The organism is Azospirillum sp. A29 (assembly GCF_042604625.1).
Taxonomy (GTDB): Bacteria; Pseudomonadota; Alphaproteobacteria; order Azospirillales; family Azospirillaceae; genus Azospirillum; species Azospirillum palustre.
The window spans coordinates 187,129-211,947 of sequence record NZ_CP170462.1 but is presented as its reverse complement, the minus strand read 5'-3'; the positions used below and the strand labels follow the sequence as shown (position 1 = coordinate 211,947).

Genomic DNA, 24,819 nt, shown 5'->3' with positions numbered 1-24,819 from the left:
GTCGGAGGCAGTTTGCCGGGTTCTGATTTTTTTCGCGCCGCCGAAAGACAGCGACTTTCAACGTCTTTCTCAAACATCAGCGTGGCCCATTACCGGCCATGCCGCCGGCACCGTTGCCCCCAAAGCCGAACATTGATCCCAGGAGCCCGGAATGCCCGCCCCCGGCGTTGGAGCCTTGTTGGCCTTGGCCCGGCAACCGCATGTCCTGGAGCGCTTGCTCCTTGCCCTTTTTCTTGAAGGTCAAGCTGATGCCACGCGTTGCGATGAGATCGATCTTGCGGCCTGCATCCACCTCGATAATGGGAAAGATGTTGGACGCCATGTCGAGATAGAACTGCGCGATTTTGTCGAGCGCGGACGATGCGCCGCCGAAAGCAGCGGACCGCAGCGACTGCTCACCGGCGAACACGTCGGCATACTGCGTCTTGCCCGTGTTGCTGGTTGCCAAGACTGGGACCGGCTTCACATCGAACGCTTTGCTCACGCCATCGAGAAAACCAGCCATTAGCGCGCGGCCGATAACCTGCCCCTGCTTGCTCACCAAACGCCCGCGGATGCCCGCCTTACCGTCTTCGCCAACTGCATAGGCGGGGAAATTTGCTTCCAGCACCTTCCCTTGCTTGGTGACGCAGCTGATCGTCTCTCCCCGCAGGTACGCGCGTTCAGATGACAGATCGCCGAAGCCTGCAGCGAGCAGGAAGCACTCCTTCACGTCCGCCTTCCAGCGGTTCGGCAGGATGGCGTCATGCTTGATGCGCAAGAGGGCAGGAAACGGCTCCTTCCGCGCACTGTTGCCCGTGGGGGCATCCATGCCGGTGATGAGGGTGCCGGAGAAAATGGAGCCGGACGGGAGATAATTCTGCGCAGTTTCTTCCTGCATCTCGTCCACCGGGGTCTCTGGAACCTCCTCAACCACCACGCGGATCTCGTCGGCAGCCTGTGACCCGGATGCAGGGGCGTTGGTACGCTCGACCTTGCCTCCATCCGATTGCCCCTGCCCTGAGGGCTGGCCGCTCTTCTCGTACATCTCTGCCGAGCTCGGCGGTGCGGTCGGCGGGCGAACAGCGGCGGGCGTCGGTCCTGGACGCTGCGCCATTTCGGTAGGCGCACGGCCAATAGGCGAGCGACCTCCCTGCGCCGGCGCAGTGCCTTTCTCCTGATCCGCAAGCTTTTGCTGAAGGTCCCCCACACGCTTCTGCAATTCCTGAAGCTGCATTTCCGACGCAGATCGATCAGGATCGCTGGGAGCCACCGGTTCGCGCTGCTTGCGTTTCAGGTCCTCCTCCAGGCGCTCGATCTTCTGTTCCTTCTTCTCCAGGCTAGTTTCCAGGTTCTCAATTCGCGCTGCCATGCTGTCGAGCGTCACCTGCCGCGTGTTTTTGTCGAGCAGGACATTCTCTTGGATCGCGTTCGGATCCTTGCGCGAGGCACGGACTCTATCGCCGGGCTGGAAAATCGCGACTAGCGTGATCAAGCAGGCCGCGATCGCACCGACGGTCACCACTCGACGGAGCGTTGGGTTCGCGTTCCGCCAGTGCTCATTGATGTTCAATAGGCTCACCGGACCGCTCCCGCTCGTGTCAGCAGCGACGGCCGACGCGCGTCGGTGTCCGACGGCAGCGCTGGGCGACGGATCACGAAGACCTCAGTAGACTGACCGGCAGCGAGAACGTTGTTCGGCCAATATGCGACCGCCGCGACGTTCGGTCCGGCGCACCAGGGCTCGGCCAGCTCGACGGACGATCCTGACTGGTTGGAGACAACGCCGATGACGACCTGCAGGTGTGACCCCTCCATCACCTGACCGCCACCGAACTGGAACGTGATACCGGCCGGCCCGGTGCACCCGACCGGTGTCTCGCCACGCTCCATATCGCGCATCTGATAGCCGCTGGGCACGGTGCCGAGTGCGATATCGCGCATGATCGACCGGATCGTTTCGACGTACGGCTGGCTTTCCTCCCAGTTCTGCGCCTTCTTGTTGCCAGCAACGCCAGCAGCGCCAGCCGTCGCAGCCCCGCCGGCGGCAAACGAGGCATTCCAGACTCCGCCGCGAGGCAACTGCAGCTGAATTTCGCGCGGAGGAACACGCCGGGGTACAAGGGCGAGCGGAATCGCCACCGATTCATCTCCCTTCGGCGTGATGAAGATGGTCGCCGGCGAGGTGGTGGACACGTAGACGACGTTTCCGGAAACCTTGAACTTGGCATCGCTTGTCGTCATGACCGCCGGTTCGGCAAACGGCGTTACGATGCGGTTGGCGTGCCCCTCGGCCACCGCCAACAGCTCTGTGGTGCCAGGCCGGATGGTGATGACGGCAGGCTGGGTCATCGCTGCCAGGTCTTCGGGCGGTGGAGCCGCGCCTGGAGCAACGACACTGGAGGGCACGGCCGGAAGCTCCACCGCGCTTTCAACCTTCGGAGCCGCTGCGGTGCCGGACCGAACCACTGCCTGCGTCGTAGCGGGAGTGGTCGGTGTTGTGGATCGCGGTGGGGTCGTGGCGACCGGAGTTGCCGGTGCAGTACCTTTGGGCGCTTGAGAGGGCACCGCTACGTTGGGCTTTCCGCCCCGCGCGTCAATCTCCTCCTGGATAGCCTTTTGCAGGGTCTCCAAATCGGACGCCGGAGCGGCGGCCTTGGAGTTGTTGTAGGCGGCCTCAATCTCGCTCAGCGGCGCCACCGGCAGCTCCGAAGTTTGCGCCTGCGCGATCTGGTGTCCGACGAGAACGGCGAAGGCGCTCACGCTGGCCAGGATGATGGGCTGGACCCGCTTCACGGCTTGTTCTCCTGGTTCTTGCGAGCCTTCAGATCTTCGATCCGCTGGGCGCGCTCCTGAATTTGCTGCCGGCGCTCTCTCTCTGCGGAGGTCTGCGCGGCTCCCTCGTAGTTCGTGACCGAGGTGATTTGCGGCCGGAAGTTCCGTACGGTCCAAGTGTACTCGTAGGTCGCTTCCTCGCGCTTCTCATCGGCAGAGGGCCCCGTTACGACGCGATAACCGGTGACGAAATATTTGCTCGTCTCCCGCTCATAGATGATCTTGCGAGGATCGAACCGTGCGGTGATGCGGTTGTGCTTGATTTCGGCGATGGTGTTCTCGACGGACTTCATAACACCGTGGAAGATGTCTGGCGCCAGCAGCGGCTCCAGACCCTTACGCACGAAATCCGCATTCGCTGGTGTGATGTTGCCGAGCAGCATGGACGTCGACCACGACCAAGCCTCCAGATAGTCCTGATTGGCCGACGACCGCGACACCTCGACCGCCTTGGTCAGTTCCGGCGGCGCGATCACCACGGTCTTGTCTTTGGCGATGGCGTTGATGGCCAGCAGGAGGGTAACGCCGAGAAGGCCGAGGTTGGCTGCCCTCTGAAACCTGTTCTCAGCTCTGGACCCCTGCCAGGAAGCCAGAAAATCCTTCAAGTGCATCTGTGCGTGTCCCGGCTCAAGGCTTATAGTGATCGGCGAACGGATTGCGGATTGTCCGCGCGCTCGTGGGCATCAGCCCGATCCAATAGAGCAGGTGCTGCAAGTAACCGTCCGGGTGCCCGTCACGGAATCTCTTGTAGAGAGACGAGGCGGCGAAGCCGAGCGCGGTCATGATCAGCACGTTTCCGGTGAAAATACCGATGACGTGGAGGAGCACGATGGGCGCCAGCTCATCGGTATTCCACAGGAGAACCGTGGGCGGCTCGTCAATCTGTCTCGGAAGCTGTACCGGATCCATGCGCCAATCCCCTTGCACGTCTGGCACATTTATGCCCGTTTTCGGTTCGGCTCCGCGCCGTTGAAAGACGCTGGAAAACGTCGCTTTTCTCAGTTGCGCGGAACGGACGGACGTGCTCCGAAAGCACGGGCTTCTACCTCGTCCATGTTCGACGACGACTGGCGGCTGCTCCAATGACAGAGGGCCGGAGACATGCTCCGGCCCAGCCGCTCTACACCATTGCGCCGACTGCGGGAGCCGGGGGCGGTCAGATGCGCTTCATCGTGTGGGACGCCACCAGCATCAGCAAAAGGCTCACAGCGATGAAGAAGAACGGTGCCAGCAGAGGCGGGATCGGCACCGGCAGGAGAAGCGCCATGGGCAGGCCGACAAGCAGCCACTTTGCCGTCGCAGCCGCATAGCCGTGCACCAGCGGCGAGGGGTAATCGAACGTGTACTGCTTGCGCCGCCAGTTCATCATCCCGTCTAGGACCGCCGGAACTAGGAACAGCGGCACCACGGGAAGCCATAGCACCACGGCCGCCAGCCGCACGAACAGCCGCTGCAACGATCCGAATACCGCATCCAGTCCGGCCTTGACCATGGGGAAGTAGAGATTTGCCCCAAGCGCTTCCAGGCCGCGGCTCTCCACGATCTTGTCCTGGGTCGGCAGGAAGAACTCGTAAACGTTTCGCTCGACCCCGGTGTCACGGAAGATCGTCGCATAGGCACCGAAACCGCTTTTCTCGATCCACAGCGTCGCGTTAAGGCCAAGTTCGGCGAGGGACCACTGCCGCTCCACGCGCGTTAGCCAGTCCAGAGCGTCCCGCCCCAGCATAGGTGTCAGCACAGCGATCATCACGAACTCGCCGAGGATAAGCCAGAGGAGCCAGCGTGCCCAGGTGCTGTTTTGTGACTCAGCCGCCATGGCTGGCCTCCTTCAGGATGTCGCGGTGTGTTGCCGTTAGGGCGAAGTCAGCAACGGCCGCGGTGATCTGCGCCGCTGTTTGGGTACGGTCGCCGGAGCGCAGGGTGTACCGCGCCACGTCGCGGTGCGCCGAGCCGAACCAGAGCAGCATCGGAGCCCCCCGGCCGGGCGCCCACGTTCGCTCGCTGCTGTCTGTCACAGTGATCCCGGCGAGTACCCGCCCCACCTCTGAAAACGCCGCTTCGGTGAAGGCGAGAAGGCGCAGGTCGTCGCGCTGGAGCATGGCCGCGTCGTAGGCGTCGTAGGCCCTGTCCAGAGCACGGTGCAGCAACGGCAGCGGCGCGCCGCCCCGCTTGAGCGGGGGCGCCGTAAAGGCGTCCGTGATGTACTCGGCCATCCGCCGCTGTATCTCCGCGCAGCAAGGCCAATCCATCTCAAGCCGCCGAATGACGGCCATGATGCGCTTGCGGTCAGCGCGAAAGGTACGAAGCATCTCGCATGGATCATCGGATGACGGGCATGTCAGCCCGATCGTCATGGCGCTTTCCATGGCAATCATCGCGCCAGCTACTCCTTGAGAATTGGTAGGCGGCCCTTGAGCAGGCGTCCGCCTGAGACTTTGGCGACGAATTCCAGGTTCGGGAGCTGCCCCAGCAGAGCCGGGGTGAATAACTCCGCTTCCTCCTCCATAAGGCGTTCGCCAGCGTTGCCGCCAAACTGCATGGTCTCGTGACCGCCGGTTCCGATCGATGACCCTTGTGTGGTCATGACGTATTTCACCCGGACTGTGGGCAGACCATCGGTGATGTAGGTCTGGGTTTCGTTGTCGGTGACGCGCAGGGAGATTAGGTTGTTCACGTTGCCGAGCACCTGGCGGGCCTTGGGTTCGGAGCCCAGCCGTGTCACAAAGTCAGCAAAGGTCTGCGTGGCGATGAGCAGCCGGAGTTCGGCACCGCGGCCCTTGTTCAGGATCTGAATGAGCGGGTCGTTGACCACCTCGGCCGCTTCATCGACAAAGATGTTCACCGGAGTGTTGTTGACGCCGTAGTTGTAGCGGTCGCCGGCGACACTGGCGAGGTCGGCGAGCAAGATCGACCCGATTGCCGAGCCCACCATCGCGTCGGTCAAGCTATCCAAGCCGATGTAGCAGACTTGTCCCAGGTTGATGACGCTCGCCATATCTAGAATTGGACGCTCATCAAAATCATTGTTGCGGTTTGGCGAAAGCAACCCGCCCATGTGGCCGGATGTGAGTTGCCCGAGCAAAGGAAGGAGAGACGCAATCATTTTGCCAAAGTGCGTTCTATCGTGCTCAAACATGCTGAGCAGGCCTTCAAGGTCTGTATTCGGCGCACGGTGGTGGACTTTTTCGCGATAATATCTGATTAATGCGAGGGCCTTGCCGTCCTTGCCTTTCGCGTTGGTCAGGAACGGCTTTGCCTCATCCTCCCACATCTCGACCTGCTTCTCGCACCAGATCGAAACGGATCTGATGACCAGATCGTCCAGACCACCTTCCAGGTGAGACCGGATATTGACAAGGTTCGGCTGGCGCCCGGTAAGCACCAGCCCTTGGACGACATTGTTGAGCGCCATTTGCGCATAGGACTTGAAGGGGTCCGCCGGCCCCTCGCCGGGCAGCAGGTTGGCGATGCGGCTCGCCAGCTCGGTGGCGCGCGAAAAGTTCTTCATCGGGTCGATGCGAGCGCTTTTTTCGGGAAAGCCCGGATGGAACCAGACAAATTTCTCCGGCTTCCCCAATGCCGCGCAGGCCCGTTGCGCGTTCTCGCGCAGCTCCCGATCACCCTTCGGGTCGATGATGATGACCGATTCACCGCGCAAGATGGCTTGGGTGACCAGCAAGTCAAATAGACGGGTCTTGCCCGATCCTGTCGTTCCAACGACAAGCAGGTGGCCCTTTGTATCGTTGATCGGAAGCTGCAGGTCTACTTCGCTCATAGAAACTCCGTGAATCCACGGCGCCCCCATCTGCTCGACCTTCGGCAAGATCTTCGATTTGTCGCGCTTGAGGATCTCGTAGCACAGTTGCGTATGCGGCTGATCCCATTCGAAGCCGTTCCCCAACCAGATGGCTCCGTCTTTCATATGCGCCTGAAGCTCCTTGATAGACGCGAACTTGAGACGCTTCCCGGCCAGGCGAGATTTCCTTTGGTGATGCCGCCACGCCTGATGGGCACGGCGCACGCCCATGCCTCCGCCGAGCGCCGCCATCCACAGGAAAGGCGAGAGCGGAAGACCGGAAGCAGCCCCAACGGTCAGGCATAGGGCCGCGCTTGTTCCCCACCCAGCAGCCGCAGCCAATTCGAAGTTTGGTCGCCACGGCATTTCATAGGTCTCAACCACCGTTCGGCTCCTGAGTTGTAATCATGTATTCACTATCGTTTCGCTGCACCCCTTTGAGGTTCTCGAAGGCGGAATGCACAAGACTCAGTTCAATTCCGTGATTACGGAAAGAACCATCGAGTAAGCGCAGCGGCACTATTCGCCAATCCCCATGGTCTAAGACCAACTCTGGGCAGGGTGTTGAGCGGCACCAAGCAAGGAATTTTTCCGCGGCAGCTTTCGCTGGATCATCGTACTTTGGCATCGTCTTCTTGTTCTGCTCGACCTTGTGCGCGAGCGCCGGCCTCCTCTCGTCCCTCTGAACCACTGGCTTGACAACGGTACCGACGGCTGGCGGAGGACTTGTCGTCTGTGTTCGACGCTGAACGCTCTGATGCGGCATGCTGTCTTTCCCAGCGGGTTTGCCCGATGGCTCGGAATGCTGTTCGGTCATTGGTCGGCCCACATCGCCGTCGATCTCCGCCACTAGTCCAGCAGTGTCTTTTCGGGTCACCGCGCCTACGGAACCTCCGCGACTGTTGTTTGCCGCTCTCCCCGTTGTCTGCAACGGATGCACAGTGTTCTTATCCGCGCTGCTGCCTTGCCGAGAGGGTTGAGCCGCCGGTGCAGGCTGTTGCTCAATCTCAGGACGGCTCCCATCGCCGGCAACCGCTTCCACCAGTGCAGCAACGTCCTTCCGGATCACCACACCTTTGATCCCGGCGACCACCCGGATCGATGTCACAGCGTCCGGATGATCTTTGACGATCCATCCCGCATCCCTGAGCAGGCTCGCCAGTTCGACAGGTTGGGCATCAGGATCGCCATCCGCCCGCTCAAATCGTCGATAGGGGACAAACCCTTCAGGCATCTTCGCCATCAGGTGCTCGTCGACCTGCGCGAGGCTTTCGCCCCAATTCGAGCGCCCGCCGGCGATATCCTCGGCCATCGCGACCAGCAGCCGACCAGCTTTGCCCTTGCCGAACAGTTCGCTACGCGCTGTGGGCGCGACGGCCGCGGTTTTGGAGCACGTCGCGGGGGGCTTAGCAGGTGGAGAAGGAGGCTCGGCATTGTTCACGGCATCCGCTGCACCGGCTCTCGGTTTAAGTGAGGCTTCTTCATCCTGGGTCGTGTGCCAGAAACCATCGTCCTGAGGCGACCTGCGAGTGCCGGGCTGGAGTGGTGCCTTGCCGGTTGTCACTTTGGGCGTGCTTTTGGGGGGCGCACCTACCACTGGCTTGCTGACCGCCACGCCAGGGACGTTAGCCTGCCCGCCTTGTGCCTGCACATTGGGTTTGCTCACCGTGATCTTCGACACCACAGGTCCTTGGGCCGGTTGGATCACTGAGGCCGTGGACACCGCTGCCTGGGCGGCTGAAGCGGGTGGCGCGGCTAGCGCGTTGTAGACGGCCCCACAGTCGGCACAGGTCCATGCCGCACCGGCTGGAACGTGGTGCGGGTGCACAACACCGCACGAGCCGCAGTGGACGCCAGCAGCCGGCGGGGCCTTGGGTGCAGCCGGCGAAACCTGACCTTGGGTCTTCACGGCCGCGGCAGGCAAGGCCGGGGCAGGCGAGCTTGTGGGCGATCCTGTCGAAGCCGACGTTTGCGGGGGTGCTGGCGCCGGGTCAATCTGCGCACCAACGTAGGGCGGGGGCTCGGAGAACAGCAGCGAGGGAGCTTGGAGGCGCAGCATCAGCAGCCTCACCGGGTTGCCGTTGTTGGTCAGCGCGTCCGGACAAACCGGCCAGAGCCGGTACACCTGGTTCCCAAGCTTCTTGGACACCGCCAGATCACGCTCGATCATTACGTCGGCGAGCGTATCAGGATTTCGCGGAATTCCCTGGATACGGTCGGTTTGCAGCAGCTCGATGATGTCTTCGACCGCCTTCTTCCAGACCACGAACACGCCGTCCGTCACGCCATCGGAAACCACCCAGACCCGCGCGCCCGGTTCGTTGATCTTCCATGTGCCGTCGGCTAGAAGGCGCCGCATGGCATCGAGCACAAATTGCTCGACGGGAACACCGAACCCCGGATCGCGGATCTTCCCATGGCCGGTGGCGACGAGGTCGCGCTCGACACTGGCGGAGTCCGCCTTGGTGACAAGATCTACGAGGAGGTGCTTGAGCTTTTCCGACCCCGACAGATAGAGGTTCAGAGTCTGGTTTATGTCAGAGCCCCCTTCGTTAAGCCAGTGAACCACATGCTTGGGAATCAGACTTTGGGCGATGGAACCCCCCAGGATGCGGTGTTCATTGCCCCGGTTGCGCTTCCAACGCAGGAAGTAGCGTTCAATGCCATGCTTATTGGCCCACTCGCTGATCGTCTCCGAGTAAGGGCTCCACATGAGCGAGCCGTCGGCATTGACCACCTCGACATCCGTGACCGGCTTGCCGACGTCGTGGAGGAGGCCGGCAAAGAAGATCGCAGCCTGCCAGCGGATTTCCACGCGCTTGCGTTCGAGGGGGGTGCCCTCCGGCATGAAAATGTGTGCGCCGCTGGAGCGGCCTGCGGAGAACGCCACCTCGAGCCCATGCCGGAACGCACCACCAGCCCCTTTGTGATGATGGTGCTCCGAGGATGGCAGAAGGTGAATATACGAGGCGAATCGCTCGATTACCGGCAGGATGATCCGGTTGTAGTCCTCATCCGGAAATGAAAACGTCTGCCGGATCTTGATGAGCATCTCCGGTTGCCGGCGCATGAGGCGCTCGGTGCTGTAGACTGGGAGTCCCTTCTCGTAGGGAGGATAGCGTGGCACTTCCTCGTCGACGTCGATTTCCGGCTTCGACGCGAGCGGTGCATTGGCGTAGTAGCCGGGAAAGGCCCAGCGAAGCGCTCTGTCGGAGAGGTCTGAAATCAACTTCTTCATGGGGATCTCTCTACCAAAGTCGACCCCGGTCTCTCGCCACCGAAAGACGCCGAAAAACAGCGCCTTTCGGCAGCGCGCGCAGCTGCCGATCCCCGCTACTCTTCGGGGCGCTCCCGAGGCGATTCAATACTGAGAGGTTCCCTTGCGCCTAACCATCTACGCATCCGTCCTGCTTGCGGCGACGGTGCTCGCAGGTTGTGTGGAGACGACCGTGCAAGCCCCTGTGGTGACACCCACCGCGCATCAGGTGGCCGACACTACGCCCCCTCGTTATGAGGCCCGCGTTGGCTGGGTCGGAGCCAGACGGGGAGGTGCAGCCGTCCGGGGTGAGGGTTACGAGCACGTCATTGCGATGGACGCGGCCTACACGGTGGCTCCGCTCGGGGCCAACCTGAGCAGTGCCACAGGTGCCGCTGGGTCCGACCTGGACATCAAGAGTGTCCTGGCTCGGTTGAACGCGGTCGACACCGAAGCGAGTGGCGCCAAGACCGCAATCCAGCGTGAACCACTGCCCGCGCCTTCGTCCAAGCCGATTAAGCTCTCGGCAGGCCGCTCAGGCATGGTGCCGCCGGCCGGCCGGTCGACCGACGCGCATCGCTCCGCATGGACCAAGTTCTGCGCCGGCCATCGCCTGAGCGCAGATGAGTGGACCGTGATCCACAATACGGCCGGGCCGCCGCTAAACACCCTGGAAGAGAAGCGCCGCAATGGATGCGCAGCTCTGCGCAACGACTTCCTGCCGGCGGCTGACCGTTCGACCTCGACGAACGGCAACGGCTAAGTAGTCGCGCTGCCAACTGGGGAGAGCCGCTGGGCGGCCTCCCCGGTGGCCGATCGAGTAAGGTGAAGTCACACTGCAAAACGGGGTCAGGTCAAACCGGATTGGCTTTCATAAACTCGTCCTTGATGAGCGGAACCCAGATGTGGAAGTCAACACAGTCCAGTGACACCGCCGGCATCCCCTTGCGTGGGTTCTTGTCAGCATACTTGCTTTTGGCAAGGGCAAGCCAAAGCTGGCGTTGTCTGGCAACCATCCCGCCCAGCGCGAACATGACGCGATATACCGGCTGATCCAGGTCTCGGCTGGCCGCTGCTGACCAGACCGAGGCATTGCCCTCGCGGGACTCCAACACGAGATCTCCGAACAGGCTGTTCAGCCAGCGTTCGAACACCCTGGGCGGCCGGTCGGCCCTCACTCGATGTCTGACGCACCAGGTGGCCCACAGATCGATCAATTCATCAATCGGCGCTCCGGGGAACTGTTCGCGATACCGACTCCGCACCCGAATCCCCAGCTTCCCAGCAATCGCCGAAGGGGGAGGCATGCTCGTTTCGGTGGCTCCTGGCAGGTCAAACACAAGCTGACCTGTGGGCTCCTCCAAGAGCGGGCCGGTTTCGGCTGGCGGCAGCGCGGAAGCTGGTCCTTCGAAAATGAAGCGGATGTGCGTGCGCTTCTTGGTCCGCTCCTGCAACATCAACTCGTACCGGATGTTGAACGCAGCGTAGTGGTTGATTTCATCCACGGCGACCTTCAGCACCCGACGTTCAAAGGCAGCCCATTTGTCGTAACTCTCGGCGGCAGCGTTCAACACCTGCCTTAGATCGCCGACAGAGACAGTCCAAGACAGGGTCTCGCGGTCAGTGTTGGCGCACAGAAGTTGATACAGACGGTGGCTGTAACCCGACGTCAGTTTCGCAAGAACCTTGAGCTGAACAAGGAATCGCTCACCCTTCATCGACAGAAGCTTTTCTACTTCTGGGCTGAAGCGCCAGTAGATGACACCATGGCTCTCCGGAACCTCGGAGAGTGTGATCAAGCTGATGTTTCTGTGCCGGAGGGTATTATCTCCCGGAGCAAAGTACCCGATGGTGATGACCGAGCTTTGTAGGTTCTTCGCGGCGGCCAGAATTCGGCTGTTGCTCTTGTGGCTCTCCCACCCCATCGCCCGCTTAACATCGGTGGCCAGCGCCGAATAGACGCGGGTACCAGGAGCCGCCTCTCCCGTCATAGCGTCGCTCAAGACCGTATCAGAAGCATGGGCCAACATGGCATCGAGGAGCTTCCGGTCCACCACCGACAAATCCGGGTCCAAGACCTCGATCAGCTCGCGGACCTTCAGGAAGCTGGGATCGCCGTGCATCCAATTGGACACAGCGAGAGGACTCCGCCTGGGGCTGTTGACGACCGGCGCCGCCTGCTGGACGCGCACCTCAGCCGATGCCTCCTCAGCATCAGCAGCCGGCGTCGAACGCTTGGTTCCCCTCTCCATAGGCCTTCATGTCTCGGTTGTGCCGCTTCCACCATAGTGACGCGACGGAGGGTATGATGGCAACGGGCTTACGGTGGCCGGCAAGGCTGGGGTGACGCAGCGGGGGGCATAATGGCGCGGCAAGCGCAGCCTTCATAGCCCCCGGAACGTCACTGTGACGCGGCGGGGGCTATAATGGCCGACCAAGAGGCGTCACCACAGTGCGACGGCTGAATGGACCTAGCGGCTCCAATGAACCCCTTGCGGAACGCCATCATGGCCTCTGATGCGTCACGGTGACGCGTTGGAGGCTATCTTCGCGGACTGGCCGGCGCCAGCACAGCCCCGGGCACGTCACGGTGACGTAGCGGAGGCCATAATGGTCAGCAATCGCACCCGTCCGCCCAATGGTGACGAACTGGAGGCTATGCTGGCCATGCTTCACGCGGCCAGACGCGCCAAGATAGCCCTCAGCACGTCACCATGACGCATCAGGGGCAATGATGGCTGACATGTGTCGCGCCACTATAGCCTCCGCTGCGTCACAGTGACGTTGCGGGGGCTATAGTGGCTAATCGCATAGCGGAGCCTCGCCATTATAGCCCCGAACACGTCACTGTGACGTATTAGAGGCCATGATGGCTCACCGACTGATCACTGATGCTTGCAGCCATCCCTCAGGCTGGCGCTTCCCTCTGCCTGACCCCAGCAAACCTCCGCAATGTGGGCGACACTCCATTTGAATGTCGCTTGGCTTTCCAAACCTGACTTTCGTGGCGGAGACGATACACACGACGCACGCTCCGCGATACGGGGTAAAGACACCGAAAATCGACGTCTTTCTCGGGTATCGCCGTCCTTGCAAAGCGCCGCCTGTTGTGCAGCAAGCTTAGATTTCCAGCTACTGTGATGGGCGTCTTAGGGAGAATTTGGCGTGCCGAGCCGGCGGGCACTGCTTGGCTACTGCACAGAGCGAAGGTGCCGACGGAGCGAAAAGCAGGCGCGGAGCCTAGGATTGATCAGCAGCGCCATTATAGCCTCGAATCCGTCATCCCCATCACGATCCGGCGCACCGTGGAGGGCACCGCCGCCATTATGGCCCCCGCTTCGTCACCCCGACGAAGTCTGAGGCAAGATCGCCCAAAACGCCGCCATTATGGTCCTCTAGGCGGCAACACGCCGCGGTTTGAAGTCTAACGCCCGCTTCCCGCCCACTATTGCGGATTCGGACGCAGAGCGGTCGGCGCCTGCCGTGGGTGACTTCGCATGGGGTATAATGGCGGGATTACTCACTCTCACTTCGACAGACGCCGTGATTCTGCGTGAGTCGCCCGGGGGTGACGCAGTGTGGGGCATGTCGGTAAAGCCAAATTCCCGCCATCATGCTCCACGGCGTGTCACAGTGACCTACCGTGGAGCATGATGGCGAGCCACGTTAAGCCGTTATGCCCCCTTCCAAGTCACGGTGACGGATCGGAGGCTATAATGGCGGATTCGGCCCGTGTCGTTCTGTGTGAATCGTAGGGCTATCGTTTAGGCCGGAAGGAAGAAGTCACCATGAACGTCGAAGTGTAACGTCGGGGTCCCGCACGGGGCCTTTCCCACCAGACAGAATTCGTAGTTCGACAATCCCGTCCACCCAAGCTCACGTGGTTTGGGGATGATGGTGTATTGCTGTACTATTATACAATTGGAGCAACTGCATGGAATACGCTTCCAAGCAGAGGGTCGGACTTGTGCCCGCACGTTACCTCGACCACCCCGATGTAGGGGTCCTTGAGCTTGGCGTCTTGACGGTCCTGTCCACCCATGCAGACCGTACCGGGCTCTCCTGGCCGTCGCAGACGACGATCGCGACCAAGCTGAAGATCAACAGATCGACGGCGAACAGCGTGCTGGCGAAGCTCGTCAGCTTGGGATTGGTCGTAAAGGGCCAGCATCCCAATCCGAAGATTCGGGTCTGCACCTACCAGCTCCCTGGGCACGAGACACTTCTGGACGGCTTCCTGGGCAGCCTGCACCATGCTGTCGACGAGTTGCCAGCCACTGTTGCCGACGGCGACACAGAACACCCCGAACATCTCCATCAAGAATCTCTTTCTCTTGGGCGCGCGAGCGCGCCGGAGGGAGACATCGATCTTGGTGATGCCGACACAGCGAACCCGACCGGCCCAACGTCGCCAGGCCCGCTCGACGACGGCTGGACCCCTTCGCATGCCGACCTGTCCTTTGCCACCACGGCCCGCCCCGATTTGAGCTCGGAAGACGTGGCAAACGTCGTCCAGAAGTTCGTCGGCCACTACCGCGGCCAGCCCCTGCCCGACCCCTCATCCATCTTCCGCTGCTGGATCAGGAAGGAGATCAAGCGCCATGACCGTTCCGCCAATCATGCTTCCCCCCGCCCCGCGTCAGTCCACGACACCGGCCGGCGAGCGGCGAGGCGAGGTGGTGCCGTTCCAGCGGCTGCCGGCCAAGCCCGCTTTGACGCCTGGGCTCGAGCGGCTCTTGCGCGCCGAGCAGGTTTCCCTCACGTCAGCTGAACCGGCAAGTCCGAAGGACGGAGCACATCATCGGTTCGAGTTTCTCGGGACGACCGAGAAGGCTTGGCGAGCCAGCCCAGTCCCGGCGGCCGAGCGCACAGCCGCTGAAGAGGCAATGGCGGCGTTCGACGAATACCTGCGTCCGCAGGATTGGGAAACCAACGCCCGTGCCATGCGGGCCGTTGCCGTGCTGCTCTCCTACTATCGGCAGCCGGACCGGGCTCTGGAGATGGAAGAGGATATCGCCGGGCAGTGGGGCGAGGACATCGAGGAGTATCCCCTGTGGGCCGTGGAGGAAGCGTGCCGCACATGGCGCCGCACCCCGGAAAATCGACGCGCGCCCTACCCCGGCGAGATCCGTGCGATGTGCGAGCGGCTGGTCAGCCAAGCCCGTCAGCAGCGCGACCGGTTGCGCCGCTGTCTGGAGATGCCGTCGCAGATCGCAGCTCCAAGGCGCTTGACGACCGCCGAGCGCACCGCGTTGGATGAGCGCCGGCAAGCCGAGCACGCCGCAGCAGTCGCGCGGCTGGACGAGGTGAAGGCCCGCCTGGTGGCCGAAGGCAAGTGGCCGGGCAGTGTAGCGACACCGGCTGCATCGTCTGACACGGACACGGAGACGCAGGCGGGGGGTATGCTGCCGACCACCGCGGGCAGCTTCCAGCGTCTGTCCACAGCTATATCGGCTCCGGTCCGTTCGGCCATTCCCAGCGCGGCCGAACCCGCTCCTGCAGCGACCATTCCCGACCGTCCGACAATGACCAGCATCGCTGATGCGCCGGGTCCAGCAGAGCCTGATTCAATCGGTGGAGGGATTGCGGCGCATCGCACGCCGGGCAATAGCCCTGGAGCTCGGGCTTTGCATCCGCGTGCCTTGGTGGGCGGAGCACTGACAGGTCTGGAGCGCACCGCAAAAGCATCGGCACGGCCTGCCGGTAGGCAGCATAGATTTCCGGTACCTTTGCCAGGTCCTTTGCCAGGAGCCATCCCTTGGGGGCAAAAATGCCAAGGGGGGCGTTCACAAAGCTCACCAGCAGCATCTGGTTCTGAAAGCACTTCCAGCAGTTTGATGGGGAGGCAACCGCCGACAGCGATAGGGTGTGCGCGGCAGGCTCGGGCAAACGCACCCGACGGCTCAGCAACAACGTCACGAAGTCGCTGATGGAGGTCTGCCGGCCATCGCCATGGTCAACCCATGGTGCCAGGATGCCGTCACGCAGCGGAACCAGGTGGAATAGCGGCAGATCACGATTGGGCTCGTAGTCCGGCAGGCTGAAGCCGATCAACCACGCGCCGCGCACGCCGTCGGCAGCGTAGGCTGCTTGCCGGCGTTCGATCTCGTCCAAGGCACAGCGAGACATCTGGATCTCAATAGCGACGCTCCACCCTCGCACCGGATGTTGCGCGAGGACATCAGCCCGCCAGCGGCCATCAGGTCCGCGTGCTTCCGTCGACACGGTCAGGCCGAGCGCTTCGGCTGCGCGTGCGGCAAGCGTCTTCGCGACTATATGCTCAGGTGACTCTCGGTGGTCGCAGCTGGTACCGGGAGCGTGACGAAAAAACCGCCAGCCGCGCGAACTGATCACTGGCACGACAGGGGCGGAGCAGCAGCTCGCTGTCAGGCCAAGGTCCCGGTAGATAGCTTTGAGCGCATCCCACTCCGCATCGGTCATGGACCAGGCAGGGAACCGAGCGCCAGCGGTGGAGAAGGCGAGGAGGGGCATAGCTGGGAGTCTATCCTGAGGCAGGGTGCTGGGCAAAGGGATCACCATCACTTCGACCGGAGACTTCAAAGCTAGGGCGCGTGCCGGTTAGTCGACTGGCCGTGATGCGGCCGCCATGCCAACTGCCCATCGAAAAGCACTTCGCTGATGACCTATGCGGGCCTGATCCTCACGGCCGACGAAGAGACGCGTCCGCCGGTGCACGCTCGCTTCAAATCAATCGGAGAACTGTCCGGGAATGGGCTCACCGTGTTCGTCCACCCATGGGCCGGCGTCATCCAGCCCAGCCATTATTCCCTTCGGCCCGTGGCGTAATTCATCCGCAAACATCCGGGCTTCGTCGGCGTCGGCGTCCGGACCAAGGTTGTATGCGACTAGAAACAGGCGGCCGTCGTCGTCAAGTCGCACATCAACCCAATCAGGACCGCTCTTGATCCGAACAACGGGCGCCTCGTTATGAAAGTGGGGCGGCAGGATGGGATTGGTCATGCCGAATTCCTGTCCATGTGTCAGTCCAACCAATGCGCGGCCGATACGAAAAACGTGGCGTCCGTCGGCGCCGTGATCCCCGCGTCGAGTATCACCTCGCCATAGCCGCCGATTGTCGGGTCAATCGCCATTCGAGCAGCGATAACGGCCTCGCTATAGGTCGGGAAAACAGCGCAGTTGGTTCCAGATTGGCCGCTGTAGAACATCGCGCAGGTTCCGGTATAGCCTTCCGGAACCCGTGCCACGGCGAGGTCTCCGCCGAGATGATCGCTTATCCTAGCGACGACGTGTGCGAGCCGAGCGCCTTCATAGTGACCTCCGAAGAGACGAGCGATCCGGGCGCACGCCACCTCCGCTCGATGGTCAATTCGCATGTGGGTCAGGGCCAAGCGCTCGCTGGCGGCGAATGGTTTGTGTCCCATTGGTCGGGTATCCCTCTCTATCGTCCACCAACGTCGAGGCCGGACGCCGGCACCATCATTCGCAGCGGACTGTTCAAGCTACCAAAAGGCGGTGGTAACGCGCGCATGTGAAAGACATCGCTTTCTATCGTTTCTCGCGCGGCTCCGGATCGGTAATGCGTAAACGCCCGGTCTTGATCATTATCGGGCGGAAAGAGTGCCTCACTTCCAATGTCTTACCAGGACGCGAAGTAAAAGTTAAAATAATTAAGGGGAGGCACGGCACGGTACATTGGCGAAGACCAAAATAGCGTAAGTTAGTCTGTTTTAATTCTTGAAAATCGTACAAAGCGCACATATTGTAAGCCTATTCGGCGCCGGAAACTGCGCTAACCCGCCGACCTCCCCATCGGACGGGTCCAATTGCGAGGTGCATCATGTCAGAATACATGGCTGCTGCGATCATGATCGGTGGTCCGCTTCCCCATTTTCTTCGTGAGTCTCTGGCTCGCGTCGTGGCCGAGCAGGGCGTCGGGCTTGAGTATGGAGAGGGACCGCTTCTGCAGGAGGAAGTCCTCACCCTGATTGACGAGACGATCCGTTTGGGCGAGACGCTCCGCCTTTGTGACGATGAAGCGGCGAACGGCGAGTTCCAAACGCTGGAGGCGTTCCTGCGCTCGCACGGCGTTGCCTACAAGCGCACGTCCGATGCCAAGTATGAGGCGGATGGGCAAGCGATCCTGTTCGACGGGGCCAAGATCATCGCCCACAAGGCGAACCAGCGGGGCAAGGTGACCGCCGCCTATCGGGACATTGAGCAGGCAATTGCCGAAGGGCGCTTCGAGGCGCTGCTGGCGGAACTTCGGTTGGTCGAGGAAGGTCTGCCACCGCTCACCGATGCCCCGTCGCCCGCCGCGTCCGATGTCGGCGCCCAGGCGATCTTGCTGGCTGCTTGAGCGGGAGAGAGCGATGAAGACGCTGCACGCTCATCACATGACCACGATCGGCCTTATCGCAGGTGACCCGACTTCGGAAGCCACATGTCTTGCCGTCGGCGACGTGTCGGAGGCCATGTTCAAGGAGGGAGGCCATCCCGGCAACCTCTTCGCCTATGTGCCGCTGGGCGGGGATGCCACCGTGATGAAGGCCCTCGGCCTGTCACCTAAAGCGTTGGCTGCGACGTTCGCCCAAGCACCCGCCATGCGGGACCTGCTGTTGGAAATGGAAGGCCGGATCGCTGCCTTTTCGGATCTGTGTGGTGCGGTCCAGTACACGGACACCGCGGCGGTGTGGGAGCTACTGGACGGATTTCGCGAAATGATCGGTGCCACGCTTGGCAAGCGCGGGCCGGTGGAAGACGAAGCCTGCCGGCATTGCGTGCTGAACGAGCCCAATGCTGCTGTCCAAGTACAGGCTGACCGCCTGACCGTGACCGTTAAGCGTGCCGACGATGGGGTGTCGGTCTACGTGACCGGACCCGATGGTGGCGACATCACATCCACCTGGGCGCTGTTCTCCGATGCGGCGGATGGCTTCGAGCGGGAGGCAGCATAATGGCGCGGATCATTGATCTCAGCTGCCTCATCAACGCCGCGCGTGAACATGATCTGCCGTGCGTGGACGCCTGCGTGCGGGCCATCGGGTAACGTTTCCCGGTTGAGCAGTTGGGACGGTGAGCATGTCTTGCCGTCCCTTTCCCTCCCCTATCCCGCGCCAGAAGGACGACGCCATGCGTGGCGAGCATCACCACCCGTCGTATCGGGATCGCTTTCGGGCGGCCGACAAGTACATCGAGATCCAGGCCAACCACACGCGTCGGAACCGGATGCCGCGAGGGCACGAACTGACCCAACAGATCATGCGTGCGCAGGCCTTCCGCATGGTCGAAGAGGAAGATCGCTCCTGGCACATCATCTTTGGCCGCGCGTGCGTTGGCGTGATCCGCGAGAACGCAAACGGGTCCTTCTCCTGCGGGATGTTCCACGAGCCTGCACATCGGTCCCCGAAGAGCGCTCTGCGCCGCTTGGCCTGCCGGGTCCTGGCTATCGATCCGAACGCGATTCATGACGACGGCGGAAAGCCCGGACGGTGACGTCTGGCGGGTCAGACGATCAGACTTAACGCGACACCCTTCCCATCACCCAACAGGGCTGCCAAGGAGCGGCCCGCAACGAGGACACTGTGAGCGCCACTCTCCCCCCGTCCCTGCCGTCGAAGTCCGACTTAGAGGCCCTCACGCCGCGCCTCCGGGCCGGGCTGGTCGTGATCGGCCTGACCAGAACCTCGGTGACCGTCGAGGACTTTGGCGGCGCGGAGCCCAGCCTCCAGATCAGCATTGACGGCCACATCTACGTGCGCCCCCACCTTGGCGAGCACGATGGCGCTCCCGCCGTGCTCTGGACCGTCGACGCCGTGCGCTACACTCCCGCCACCCGACAGGCTCCAGCGGACGCCGAAGTGGCAGTTGTCGAAGACGGACTCCGGGGCCCCTTCCCCGCGCTGCGGCGAGCTCTCCAGGTCATCACCGATGACATTCTCGAACGGGCGGCCGATACGGTGGCAATCGGCCTCGATCTCACCGCTCACCGGCGCCAGACCAAGAGCATTGGGGCGCTCGCGGCGTGAGCAGGGTGACCGTCGCCCAGATGGCCGCCCATATCGCGCATCTCTGCGAAACGCATGAGATCGTGATCGAAGGGCATTCCCGCGGCGGCCGCGCCTTCCGCAAGGAACGGCGGGTGAAGATCCGTCCGGTGAAGTCGGCGGCCACTTATGCCGTGGCGCTACACGAAGTCGGCCACATCCTCGGCCCCTGGCAGTCTCAGACCCGCTTGTGCAGCGAGGCCGGCGCGTGGATGTGGGCCAAGGAGCATGCGTTGCTGTGGACGCCTGTCATGGAGCAGAAGCAGCGAGCGTGCCTTGCCAGCTATATGAACTGGGCGACGCGCCGTTCCAATCACGTTTCCATGCCTGAGCCCGAACACCCTTTCTGGGCGCTGTTGGGTCAACCTGCACCGGAGGCATCCTCATGACCATTCCCTCCTACCGTCCGGGCGAGACAACGGCGGCCGACGCCGAGCGCCTTACCACGATCCACGACTTGGCACGCGTGCTGGGTATCGACGCGACCCAAGATGCGCTGTCGAGGTTTGTCTACGACCAGACGGCCTGCGGCGCGTGGATTGCGGTGGTGCGTGCTGAGACCGCTTACCGGGTAACTGGGATCCGGCTGGGCAGCTACGTCGAGGGGGTTGACGAGGCGCCGGCTGAGAGGCTTCTCGCCTTGCCTTTCACGCTGGCTGAATTCCGTGCCGCACTAACAGAGATCGAGGACGAGGTGACGGCCATCTGGCGGCGCACGCACGGCTGCTTGGAATGTGGTCCCGGCGACCCTGAAACCGGCCTTCGCTCGGTTCGTGAGGGATGCCCGGCCTGCGGCGGTCATGGGCGTGTTCTCTGATCCTGGTCGAGGGCAGTCGTCGGCTGAGACAGACCGGCACCAGGCCTAATCTTTGCCGTTGCAGGGTCACAGCCTCGCAACGCACACTCCCCAGCTCCTCCCGGGGGTTTACCATGCACGATACGCTCCTCGCCCTTGATATCGAGACGATCCCGGACGCCGAGATTATCCCGGCGGACTGGCCGGCCGAGAAGTTTCCGCCGCATCACTGTCACCGTATTGTCGCCGTGTCGTTTGTCGAGGCGGAGATCGATCGCAGCTCCGGCGTTGAGCGTTACCTGATCCGGAACTGCCGGTCGGGCGGAGATCTCGATTATGATGAAGAGCGCATCCTTCGAGGGTTCTGGCAGCGCTTCGGCAAGGTGCGTCCGCGTGTCATCTCCTGGAACGGGCGCGGGTTCGACCTCCCAGTGCTGCGGCTCCGGGCGATGCTGTACGGCATCCAGGCAGCCGCGTGGTTCCAGTCGGGAGACAAATGGACCAATTACGGGCAGCGTTACCAACCAGACTGGCACTGCGATCTGATGGAGCAGGTGTCTGATTACGGCGCCGGACAGCGGATCGGCCTGCAGGACATTTCGAACATGCTTGGGTTGCCCGGGAAAGCTGGGTTCGGCCATGGATCGGAAGTCGCCGACATGATGGCGCGCGGAGAGGTCGAGAAGGTGCGGGCGTACTGCGAGACGGACACGTTGAACCTCTACATCGCCTACATTCGATGGGCGCTGCTCACTGGACGAACGGACCCGGCGGGCCACAACGCGAGCATCGACAGCTTGGTGGACTGCCTTTCGCGGGAGAGAAGCACGCGGCCACACCTTGGCGAATTTCTGGACCGCTGGCAGGCCTCGAAGCGACCCTATCCGATGCATGTCCCGGTGCCACGTCAGGCCATCGTTGACCGGCCTCACCTCGAAAGCAGCGACGTTCTCACCACCAGTCCTACTGAAGTGATCTGATTAGCGCTTGCTTGTGCTGTCCGAACGCGGCGCGTTCGTCATCTGCCCCACACTTCGGGAGTCCGGTGAAAGTGCCGGCTTGGTCGAGCTGTGGCGGCGATTCCCGTTACTGTCAGGAACGAAGAGGCACGGCTGGCGGTTTGCCTGAACGCGTTGAGCATACCGTCCGCCGATACGAAGCTGGTGTCAATGTACTAAGTGGACTTTGGAATAGTGCCGGCCACTGTCAGAGTTGAACAATAATCTGCCCTGGAAATGTAAAAAAAGGGGTGACTGACGAGCCAGGTTCTTCTTGATTGTGTGCGCCCTGTACGGTATTCTATGTGCGTCCCCCCGATGCATTGAGTTACCAATCATGGTCGAGATGATCTTAGGCCTGCCTCATCTTCGCAAAGGGCCGCTCCTTTCCCGCGCTCGTGAACTTGGCGTTCCGGTGCTGGTCAGCGCCAATGCTTTTGCTGTCTACCAGAAGGATGATCTGGGAATTCCGTACTTCGACGGCTTTGACGGAAGAAGTTTTGCCAACGCAAGCGGTATGAAGCTTCAGCTGGACAGTGGGGGTTTTTCGGCCATGAAGCAATACTCGGGCTGGCCTTGGGGGCCGCAGGACTACATCACTTTCGCCAGCTCCCTGCCGGTAGTGCGCTTCTATAGCATGGACTATTGCGTCGAGCCGGAAGTGGCCGGCTCGACTACTGAGGTTCATGACCGGATCTCCCGCACAGTGCGCCTCAACGTGCTCTGCCGGAACCTAGCCATCGAGGCGGGCTCCATCGCCCGCTTTGCTCCCGTGGTGCAGGGCTGGCAGGCCGCGGACTACGGGCGCTGCATTGAGCGCATGCCGTGGCTCTCGAAGCACTCGGTCGTCGGAATCGGCTCCTTTTGCCGACGGCAGCCGCACGGCCCGAATGGCGTTCTCCAAATCCTCTCGCATCTGGATCGTTGGTTACCGGCCAACTGTCGGGTTCACCTCTTCGGATTGCACGGAGAGGCAATGGAGCTGTGCCGTGAGCACCCGAGGGTCATCTCGGTCGATAGCCAAGCTTGGGGTAAGACGGCGCGTTGGGAGGCCTTCCATCGCCGGCGCGGCACTCATGGCAGGCGCAAGACCGATAAGGCCCAGATTGCTCTTCCGTTGCCCGGCCTGGAGCCGCAAGCACCTGTAGCGGATCCCGATTTCAAGAAAACGGACGCATACTGCGCCGAGGTGATGACCGGTTGGATGAACCGCCAGACCCGGCGGCTGAAGAAGGGCGGGTTCGCGTTCCAGGAGGCCCTTCCAATCCTCGCTTCCGTTGCCGAGGCGCCGAAGACCGAATTCGAGGCCTGCATTGAGCGGGCGAAGGAGGAAATCCGTCAGCTCATCGAGGACGGAGAACTGGAACACGACCAGATCACCGAAAACCTGATCCTGGGGTGGGCAGCCGACCTCCTGGACGATACGGACGCTGCAGACCAGGACCTGGACTCGGCCTGCCCCCTCCCCTTGGCTGCCTAACCGCGCCCACAAAAGAGCCGCGGCCGCACCCCCATGCGGGCATTTCGCCGGCTGTCCAAGTCCGACGACACAGCTGAAAGGCGACGATAATCAGCGTCTCTCGAAGGCGAGAGCGTCACCCTTGCCGGTTTAATCTCCCGGCAACGGAAGCGACCCATTCAACAGGTGCACCATGATCCATGTCGAACGCCGCAGCTTCCTTCGTGGAGCCCTCGCTCTCGCCGCTACCGGGATCGTCGTACCGGTCGCCATACAGCCGCTCGCAGCCGCCAGCGTCCCTGAGCTGCGGGTCTATCGGGACGCGTCCTGCGGATGCTGCGGCGCCTGGGTGAAGCGGATGGAGGCCGAGGGGTTCCATCCGAGTGTCGTCATGGTCGACGATCTCGCGCGCAAGAAGGCTGAACTTGGCCTGCCTGACTCCCTCTGGTCGTGCCATTCCGCCACGATTGACGGTTATGTGCTTGAGGGGCATGTCCCGCCCAGTTCCGTGAAGCGCTTGCTGACCGAGCGACCCAATGCCCGAGGCATCGCGGTGCCCAACATGCCCATGGGAGCGCCGGGTATGGAAATGGGCGGGCGGAAGGAAACCTATGCGGTCATGATCTTTGCCGATGGCGCCGATCCTGCCGTGTGGGAATGGCATTGATCCGTACGGGAGGCGCTGATCTCATGAGGCTGATCCAGCTCGTTGCCGTGACCTTCGCCCTCCTGGGGGTGGCCGCGTGCGCTCGGTACCCGCTGGGCATGTCGGAGACCGAGTTCAAGGCGTTGTCGCCCGGACAGCAGCTTGAGGCGCGCAACAAACAGGCGGATCTAGACGCGGCCGAGGAACGCCGCCGTGCAGAGGAGCTTGCAGCGCGGCGCCAGGAGCGGGCGGCTTACATGGCGCGCCTCAATGCTGGCGGGGTCTTCGCGGCGCCGATGCTGCGGCCTTGGGGTGGTGCGGTCCCCTACCCGGTTCCGGTGCCGGTTCCCAGCACCCCGATCGCAAGCACCTACTCGCGCATCCTAATCGTGGGCGGCGTGGTGAACGTGCCGGTCGGGGACGGTCTTGTCAGGACGAGGCGCGACTGGCGACCGGCGCTCCCAGTACCCATCGTTCTGGCCGAGGGTGAAACCGCACTCATTGAGATTGAGCGCGCCGACCGGAAACCCGGTTCGAACACGCTGCGCGTCGCACGTCTGAGCGGGACAATAGTCGTCGGATACGATCAGGAGATCTATCCTCTGGCCGGAACCTATCCGCTCGAAATCAGCGGAGTGATCCGTGGAGCGGTGATCTCGATTGCACCGGGTTGATCCCATCCAGGGGCGGCCGCAGTGTTGAAGCCGGAAAACGGGAAGAGGACGGCGCGGGAGGCTTCGCCGTCCTCACTCCTTTTGGGGCGCGCTTAGTCGGAGCAGACGAGGGCGTTCATTGCCCATTGTTTTGGCTGCGTGCTGGCCGCCAGAAACAGTAGTTACGTTCAAGACCCGGCATCGCATGAGCCGACACTCACTGATAGCCTTTTTTAGGAACGCCGTTTTCTAAACGAGACGATGAGGATCTCTGCCGTCTGCTTCTGACGCCGGTGCGTTGACAAATATTCGGCATAGACGATGGAAAAAATATCGAGCAGTCGCACGTTTTTGCTTGAGCTTATGCGCTCTGTAC

Annotated in this window: 24 protein-coding genes; 12 read left to right on the top strand and 12 right to left on the bottom strand. The window is 62.2% G+C overall.

Annotation, left to right across the window (positions count from 1 at the left end; genetic code table 11):
- Positions 1–76: 76 nt before the first annotated feature.
- The 8 genes from ABNQ38_RS08305 to mobH form a co-directional block, all read right to left on the bottom strand.
- Positions 77–1,561 (bottom strand): TrbI/VirB10 family protein, encoded by a 1,485-nt coding sequence (locus ABNQ38_RS08305; RefSeq protein ID WP_377806653.1) that lies wholly within the window; start codon positions 1,559–1,561, stop codon positions 77–79.
- Positions 1,558–2,775: a type-F conjugative transfer system secretin TraK gene (locus ABNQ38_RS08300; RefSeq protein WP_377806652.1), complete on the bottom strand. Its 1,218-nt coding sequence runs from the start codon at positions 2,773–2,775 to the stop codon at positions 1,558–1,560. The genes ABNQ38_RS08305 and ABNQ38_RS08300 overlap by 4 nt, the downstream gene beginning before the upstream one ends.
- The gene (locus ABNQ38_RS08295; RefSeq protein WP_377806651.1) at positions 2,772–3,425 is read right to left on the bottom strand and encodes a TraE/TraK family type IV conjugative transfer system protein; all 654 of its coding nucleotides are present in this window, start codon (positions 3,423–3,425) and stop codon (positions 2,772–2,774) included. Before ABNQ38_RS08295 ends, ABNQ38_RS08300 begins: the two co-directional genes overlap by 4 nt.
- A 16-nt stretch (positions 3,426–3,441) precedes the next feature.
- Entirely contained in the window at positions 3,442–3,723 is a 282-nt protein-coding gene (gene traL, locus ABNQ38_RS08290; RefSeq protein WP_109154410.1) for a type IV conjugative transfer system protein TraL, read from the bottom strand.
- 247 nt (positions 3,724–3,970) lie between these two features.
- On the bottom strand, positions 3,971–4,630 hold the full coding sequence (locus ABNQ38_RS08285) for a DUF4400 domain-containing protein (RefSeq protein WP_377806650.1): 660 nt from the start codon (positions 4,628–4,630) through the stop codon (positions 3,971–3,973).
- Positions 4,620–5,189, bottom strand: a complete 570-nt coding sequence (locus ABNQ38_RS08280; protein ID WP_377806649.1) for a hypothetical protein — start codon at positions 5,187–5,189, stop codon at positions 4,620–4,622. The genes ABNQ38_RS08285 and ABNQ38_RS08280 overlap by 11 nt, the downstream gene beginning before the upstream one ends.
- 8 nt (positions 5,190–5,197) lie before the next feature.
- Positions 5,198–6,976 carry a conjugative transfer system coupling protein TraD gene (traD, locus tag ABNQ38_RS08275; protein ID WP_377806745.1) on the bottom strand — a complete coding sequence of 593 codons (1,779 nt, stop codon included), beginning with the start codon at positions 6,974–6,976 and terminating at the stop codon, positions 5,198–5,200.
- 10 nt (positions 6,977–6,986) lie between these two features.
- Positions 6,987–9,848, bottom strand: coding sequence for a MobH family relaxase (gene mobH, locus ABNQ38_RS08270; protein ID WP_377806648.1), 2,862 nt, complete (start codon positions 9,846–9,848; stop codon positions 6,987–6,989).
- Positions 9,849–10,200: 352 nt separating this feature from the next.
- On the opposite strand from mobH, the gene ABNQ38_RS08265 reads away from it, so the two are divergent.
- Positions 10,201–10,629, top strand: coding sequence for a hypothetical protein (locus tag ABNQ38_RS08265; protein WP_377806647.1), 429 nt, complete (start codon positions 10,201–10,203; stop codon positions 10,627–10,629).
- Positions 10,630–10,720: 91 nt separating this feature from the next.
- Here ABNQ38_RS08265 and ABNQ38_RS08260 read toward each other — a convergent pair whose 3' ends face one another.
- Complete coding sequence (locus tag ABNQ38_RS08260) at positions 10,721–12,058, bottom strand: replication initiation protein (protein ID WP_377806646.1); 1,338 nt, start codon at positions 12,056–12,058, stop codon at positions 10,721–10,723.
- Between the two features lie 1,742 nt (positions 12,059–13,800).
- Here ABNQ38_RS08260 and ABNQ38_RS08255 point away from each other — a divergent pair.
- Positions 13,801–14,637, top strand: a complete 837-nt coding sequence (locus ABNQ38_RS08255) for a helix-turn-helix domain-containing protein (protein WP_377806645.1) — start codon at positions 13,801–13,803, stop codon at positions 14,635–14,637.
- A gap of 674 nt (positions 14,638–15,311) precedes the next feature.
- Here the strand turns inward: ABNQ38_RS08255 and ABNQ38_RS08250 are convergent.
- The 3 genes from ABNQ38_RS08250 to ABNQ38_RS08240 form a co-directional block, all read right to left on the bottom strand.
- Complete coding sequence (locus tag ABNQ38_RS08250) at positions 15,312–16,358, bottom strand: competence protein CoiA (protein ID WP_377806644.1); 1,047 nt, start codon at positions 16,356–16,358, stop codon at positions 15,312–15,314.
- Positions 16,359–16,574: 216 nt separating this feature from the next.
- Positions 16,575–16,847 carry a hypothetical protein gene (locus tag ABNQ38_RS08245; protein ID WP_136705934.1) on the bottom strand — a complete coding sequence of 91 codons (273 nt, stop codon included), beginning with the start codon at positions 16,845–16,847 and terminating at the stop codon, positions 16,575–16,577.
- 20 nt (positions 16,848–16,867) lie between these two features.
- Positions 16,868–17,092 carry a hypothetical protein gene (locus tag ABNQ38_RS08240; protein WP_377806643.1) on the bottom strand — a complete coding sequence of 75 codons (225 nt, stop codon included), beginning with the start codon at positions 17,090–17,092 and terminating at the stop codon, positions 16,868–16,870.
- Positions 17,093–17,685: 593 nt separating this feature from the next.
- Between ABNQ38_RS08240 and ABNQ38_RS08235 the strand changes: the two genes are divergently transcribed.
- The 10 genes from ABNQ38_RS08235 (at position 17,686) to ABNQ38_RS08190 (ending at position 24,464) form a co-directional block, all read left to right on the top strand.
- The gene (locus ABNQ38_RS08235; RefSeq protein WP_377806642.1) at positions 17,686–18,204 is read left to right on the top strand and encodes a hypothetical protein; all 519 of its coding nucleotides are present in this window, start codon (positions 17,686–17,688) and stop codon (positions 18,202–18,204) included.
- Positions 18,205–18,217: 13 nt separating this feature from the next.
- Positions 18,218–18,802 (top strand): hypothetical protein, encoded by a 585-nt coding sequence (locus ABNQ38_RS08230; protein WP_377806641.1) that lies wholly within the window; start codon positions 18,218–18,220, stop codon positions 18,800–18,802.
- Positions 18,803–18,977: 175 nt separating this feature from the next.
- Positions 18,978–19,340, top strand: a complete 363-nt coding sequence (locus ABNQ38_RS08225; RefSeq protein WP_377806639.1) for a hypothetical protein — start codon at positions 18,978–18,980, stop codon at positions 19,338–19,340.
- Positions 19,341–19,429: 89 nt separating this feature from the next.
- Positions 19,430–19,873 (top strand): hypothetical protein, encoded by a 444-nt coding sequence (locus ABNQ38_RS08220; RefSeq protein ID WP_377806638.1) that lies wholly within the window; start codon positions 19,430–19,432, stop codon positions 19,871–19,873.
- A 5-nt stretch (positions 19,874–19,878) separates the two neighbouring features.
- A complete protein-coding gene (locus tag ABNQ38_RS08215) occupies positions 19,879–20,280 on the top strand; it encodes a hypothetical protein (RefSeq protein ID WP_377806637.1) in 402 nt (133 codons plus the stop codon).
- Complete coding sequence (locus ABNQ38_RS08210; protein ID WP_377806636.1) at positions 20,277–20,708, top strand: hypothetical protein; 432 nt, start codon at positions 20,277–20,279, stop codon at positions 20,706–20,708. The genes ABNQ38_RS08215 and ABNQ38_RS08210 overlap by 4 nt, the downstream gene beginning before the upstream one ends.
- Before the next feature lie 113 nt (positions 20,709–20,821).
- The gene (locus ABNQ38_RS08205; RefSeq protein WP_377806635.1) at positions 20,822–21,667 is read left to right on the top strand and encodes a 3'-5' exonuclease; all 846 of its coding nucleotides are present in this window, start codon (positions 20,822–20,824) and stop codon (positions 21,665–21,667) included.
- A gap of 355 nt (positions 21,668–22,022) precedes the next feature.
- On the top strand, positions 22,023–23,165 hold the full coding sequence (locus tag ABNQ38_RS08200) for a hypothetical protein (protein ID WP_377806634.1): 1,143 nt from the start codon (positions 22,023–22,025) through the stop codon (positions 23,163–23,165).
- A 172-nt stretch (positions 23,166–23,337) separates the two neighbouring features.
- Positions 23,338–23,811 carry a DUF411 domain-containing protein gene (locus ABNQ38_RS08195; RefSeq protein WP_377806633.1) on the top strand — a complete coding sequence of 158 codons (474 nt, stop codon included), beginning with the start codon at positions 23,338–23,340 and terminating at the stop codon, positions 23,809–23,811.
- Positions 23,812–23,834: 23 nt separating this feature from the next.
- Entirely contained in the window at positions 23,835–24,464 is a 630-nt protein-coding gene (locus ABNQ38_RS08190) for a hypothetical protein (protein WP_377806632.1), read from the top strand.
- Positions 24,465–24,819: the final 355 nt, after the last annotated feature.

Coding starts and splice junctions, on each gene's coding strand:
- ABNQ38_RS08295 (WP_377806651.1), bottom strand. CDS start 3,425: ATGCACTTGAAGGATTTTCTGGCTTCCTGGCAGGGGTCCAGAGCTGAG.
- traL (WP_109154410.1), bottom strand. CDS start 3,723: ATGGATCCGGTACAGCTTCCGAGACAGATTGACGAGCCGCCCACGGTT.
- ABNQ38_RS08285 (WP_377806650.1), bottom strand. CDS start 4,630: ATGGCGGCTGAGTCACAAAACAGCACCTGGGCACGCTGGCTCCTCTGG.
- ABNQ38_RS08280 (WP_377806649.1), bottom strand. CDS start 5,189: ATGATTGCCATGGAAAGCGCCATGACGATCGGGCTGACATGCCCGTCA.
- traD (WP_377806745.1), bottom strand. CDS start 6,976: ATGCCGTGGCGACCAAACTTCGAATTGGCTGCGGCTGCTGGGTGGGGA.
- mobH (WP_377806648.1), bottom strand. CDS start 9,848: ATGAAGAAGTTGATTTCAGACCTCTCCGACAGAGCGCTTCGCTGGGCC.
- ABNQ38_RS08265 (WP_377806647.1), top strand. CDS start 10,201: ATGGACGCGGCCTACACGGTGGCTCCGCTCGGGGCCAACCTGAGCAGT.
- ABNQ38_RS08255 (WP_377806645.1), top strand. CDS start 13,801: ATGGAATACGCTTCCAAGCAGAGGGTCGGACTTGTGCCCGCACGTTAC.
- ABNQ38_RS08250 (WP_377806644.1), bottom strand. CDS start 16,358: ATGCCCCTCCTCGCCTTCTCCACCGCTGGCGCTCGGTTCCCTGCCTGG.
- ABNQ38_RS08245 (WP_136705934.1), bottom strand. CDS start 16,847: ATGACCAATCCCATCCTGCCGCCCCACTTTCATAACGAGGCGCCCGTT.
- ABNQ38_RS08235 (WP_377806642.1), top strand. CDS start 17,686: ATGTCAGAATACATGGCTGCTGCGATCATGATCGGTGGTCCGCTTCCC.
- ABNQ38_RS08230 (WP_377806641.1), top strand. CDS start 18,218: ATGAAGACGCTGCACGCTCATCACATGACCACGATCGGCCTTATCGCA.
- ABNQ38_RS08225 (WP_377806639.1), top strand. CDS start 18,978: ATGCGTGGCGAGCATCACCACCCGTCGTATCGGGATCGCTTTCGGGCG.
- ABNQ38_RS08210 (WP_377806636.1), top strand. CDS start 20,277: ATGACCATTCCCTCCTACCGTCCGGGCGAGACAACGGCGGCCGACGCC.
- ABNQ38_RS08205 (WP_377806635.1), top strand. CDS start 20,822: ATGCACGATACGCTCCTCGCCCTTGATATCGAGACGATCCCGGACGCC.
- ABNQ38_RS08200 (WP_377806634.1), top strand. CDS start 22,023: ATGGTCGAGATGATCTTAGGCCTGCCTCATCTTCGCAAAGGGCCGCTC.
- ABNQ38_RS08195 (WP_377806633.1), top strand. CDS start 23,338: ATGATCCATGTCGAACGCCGCAGCTTCCTTCGTGGAGCCCTCGCTCTC.
- ABNQ38_RS08190 (WP_377806632.1), top strand. CDS start 23,835: ATGAGGCTGATCCAGCTCGTTGCCGTGACCTTCGCCCTCCTGGGGGTG.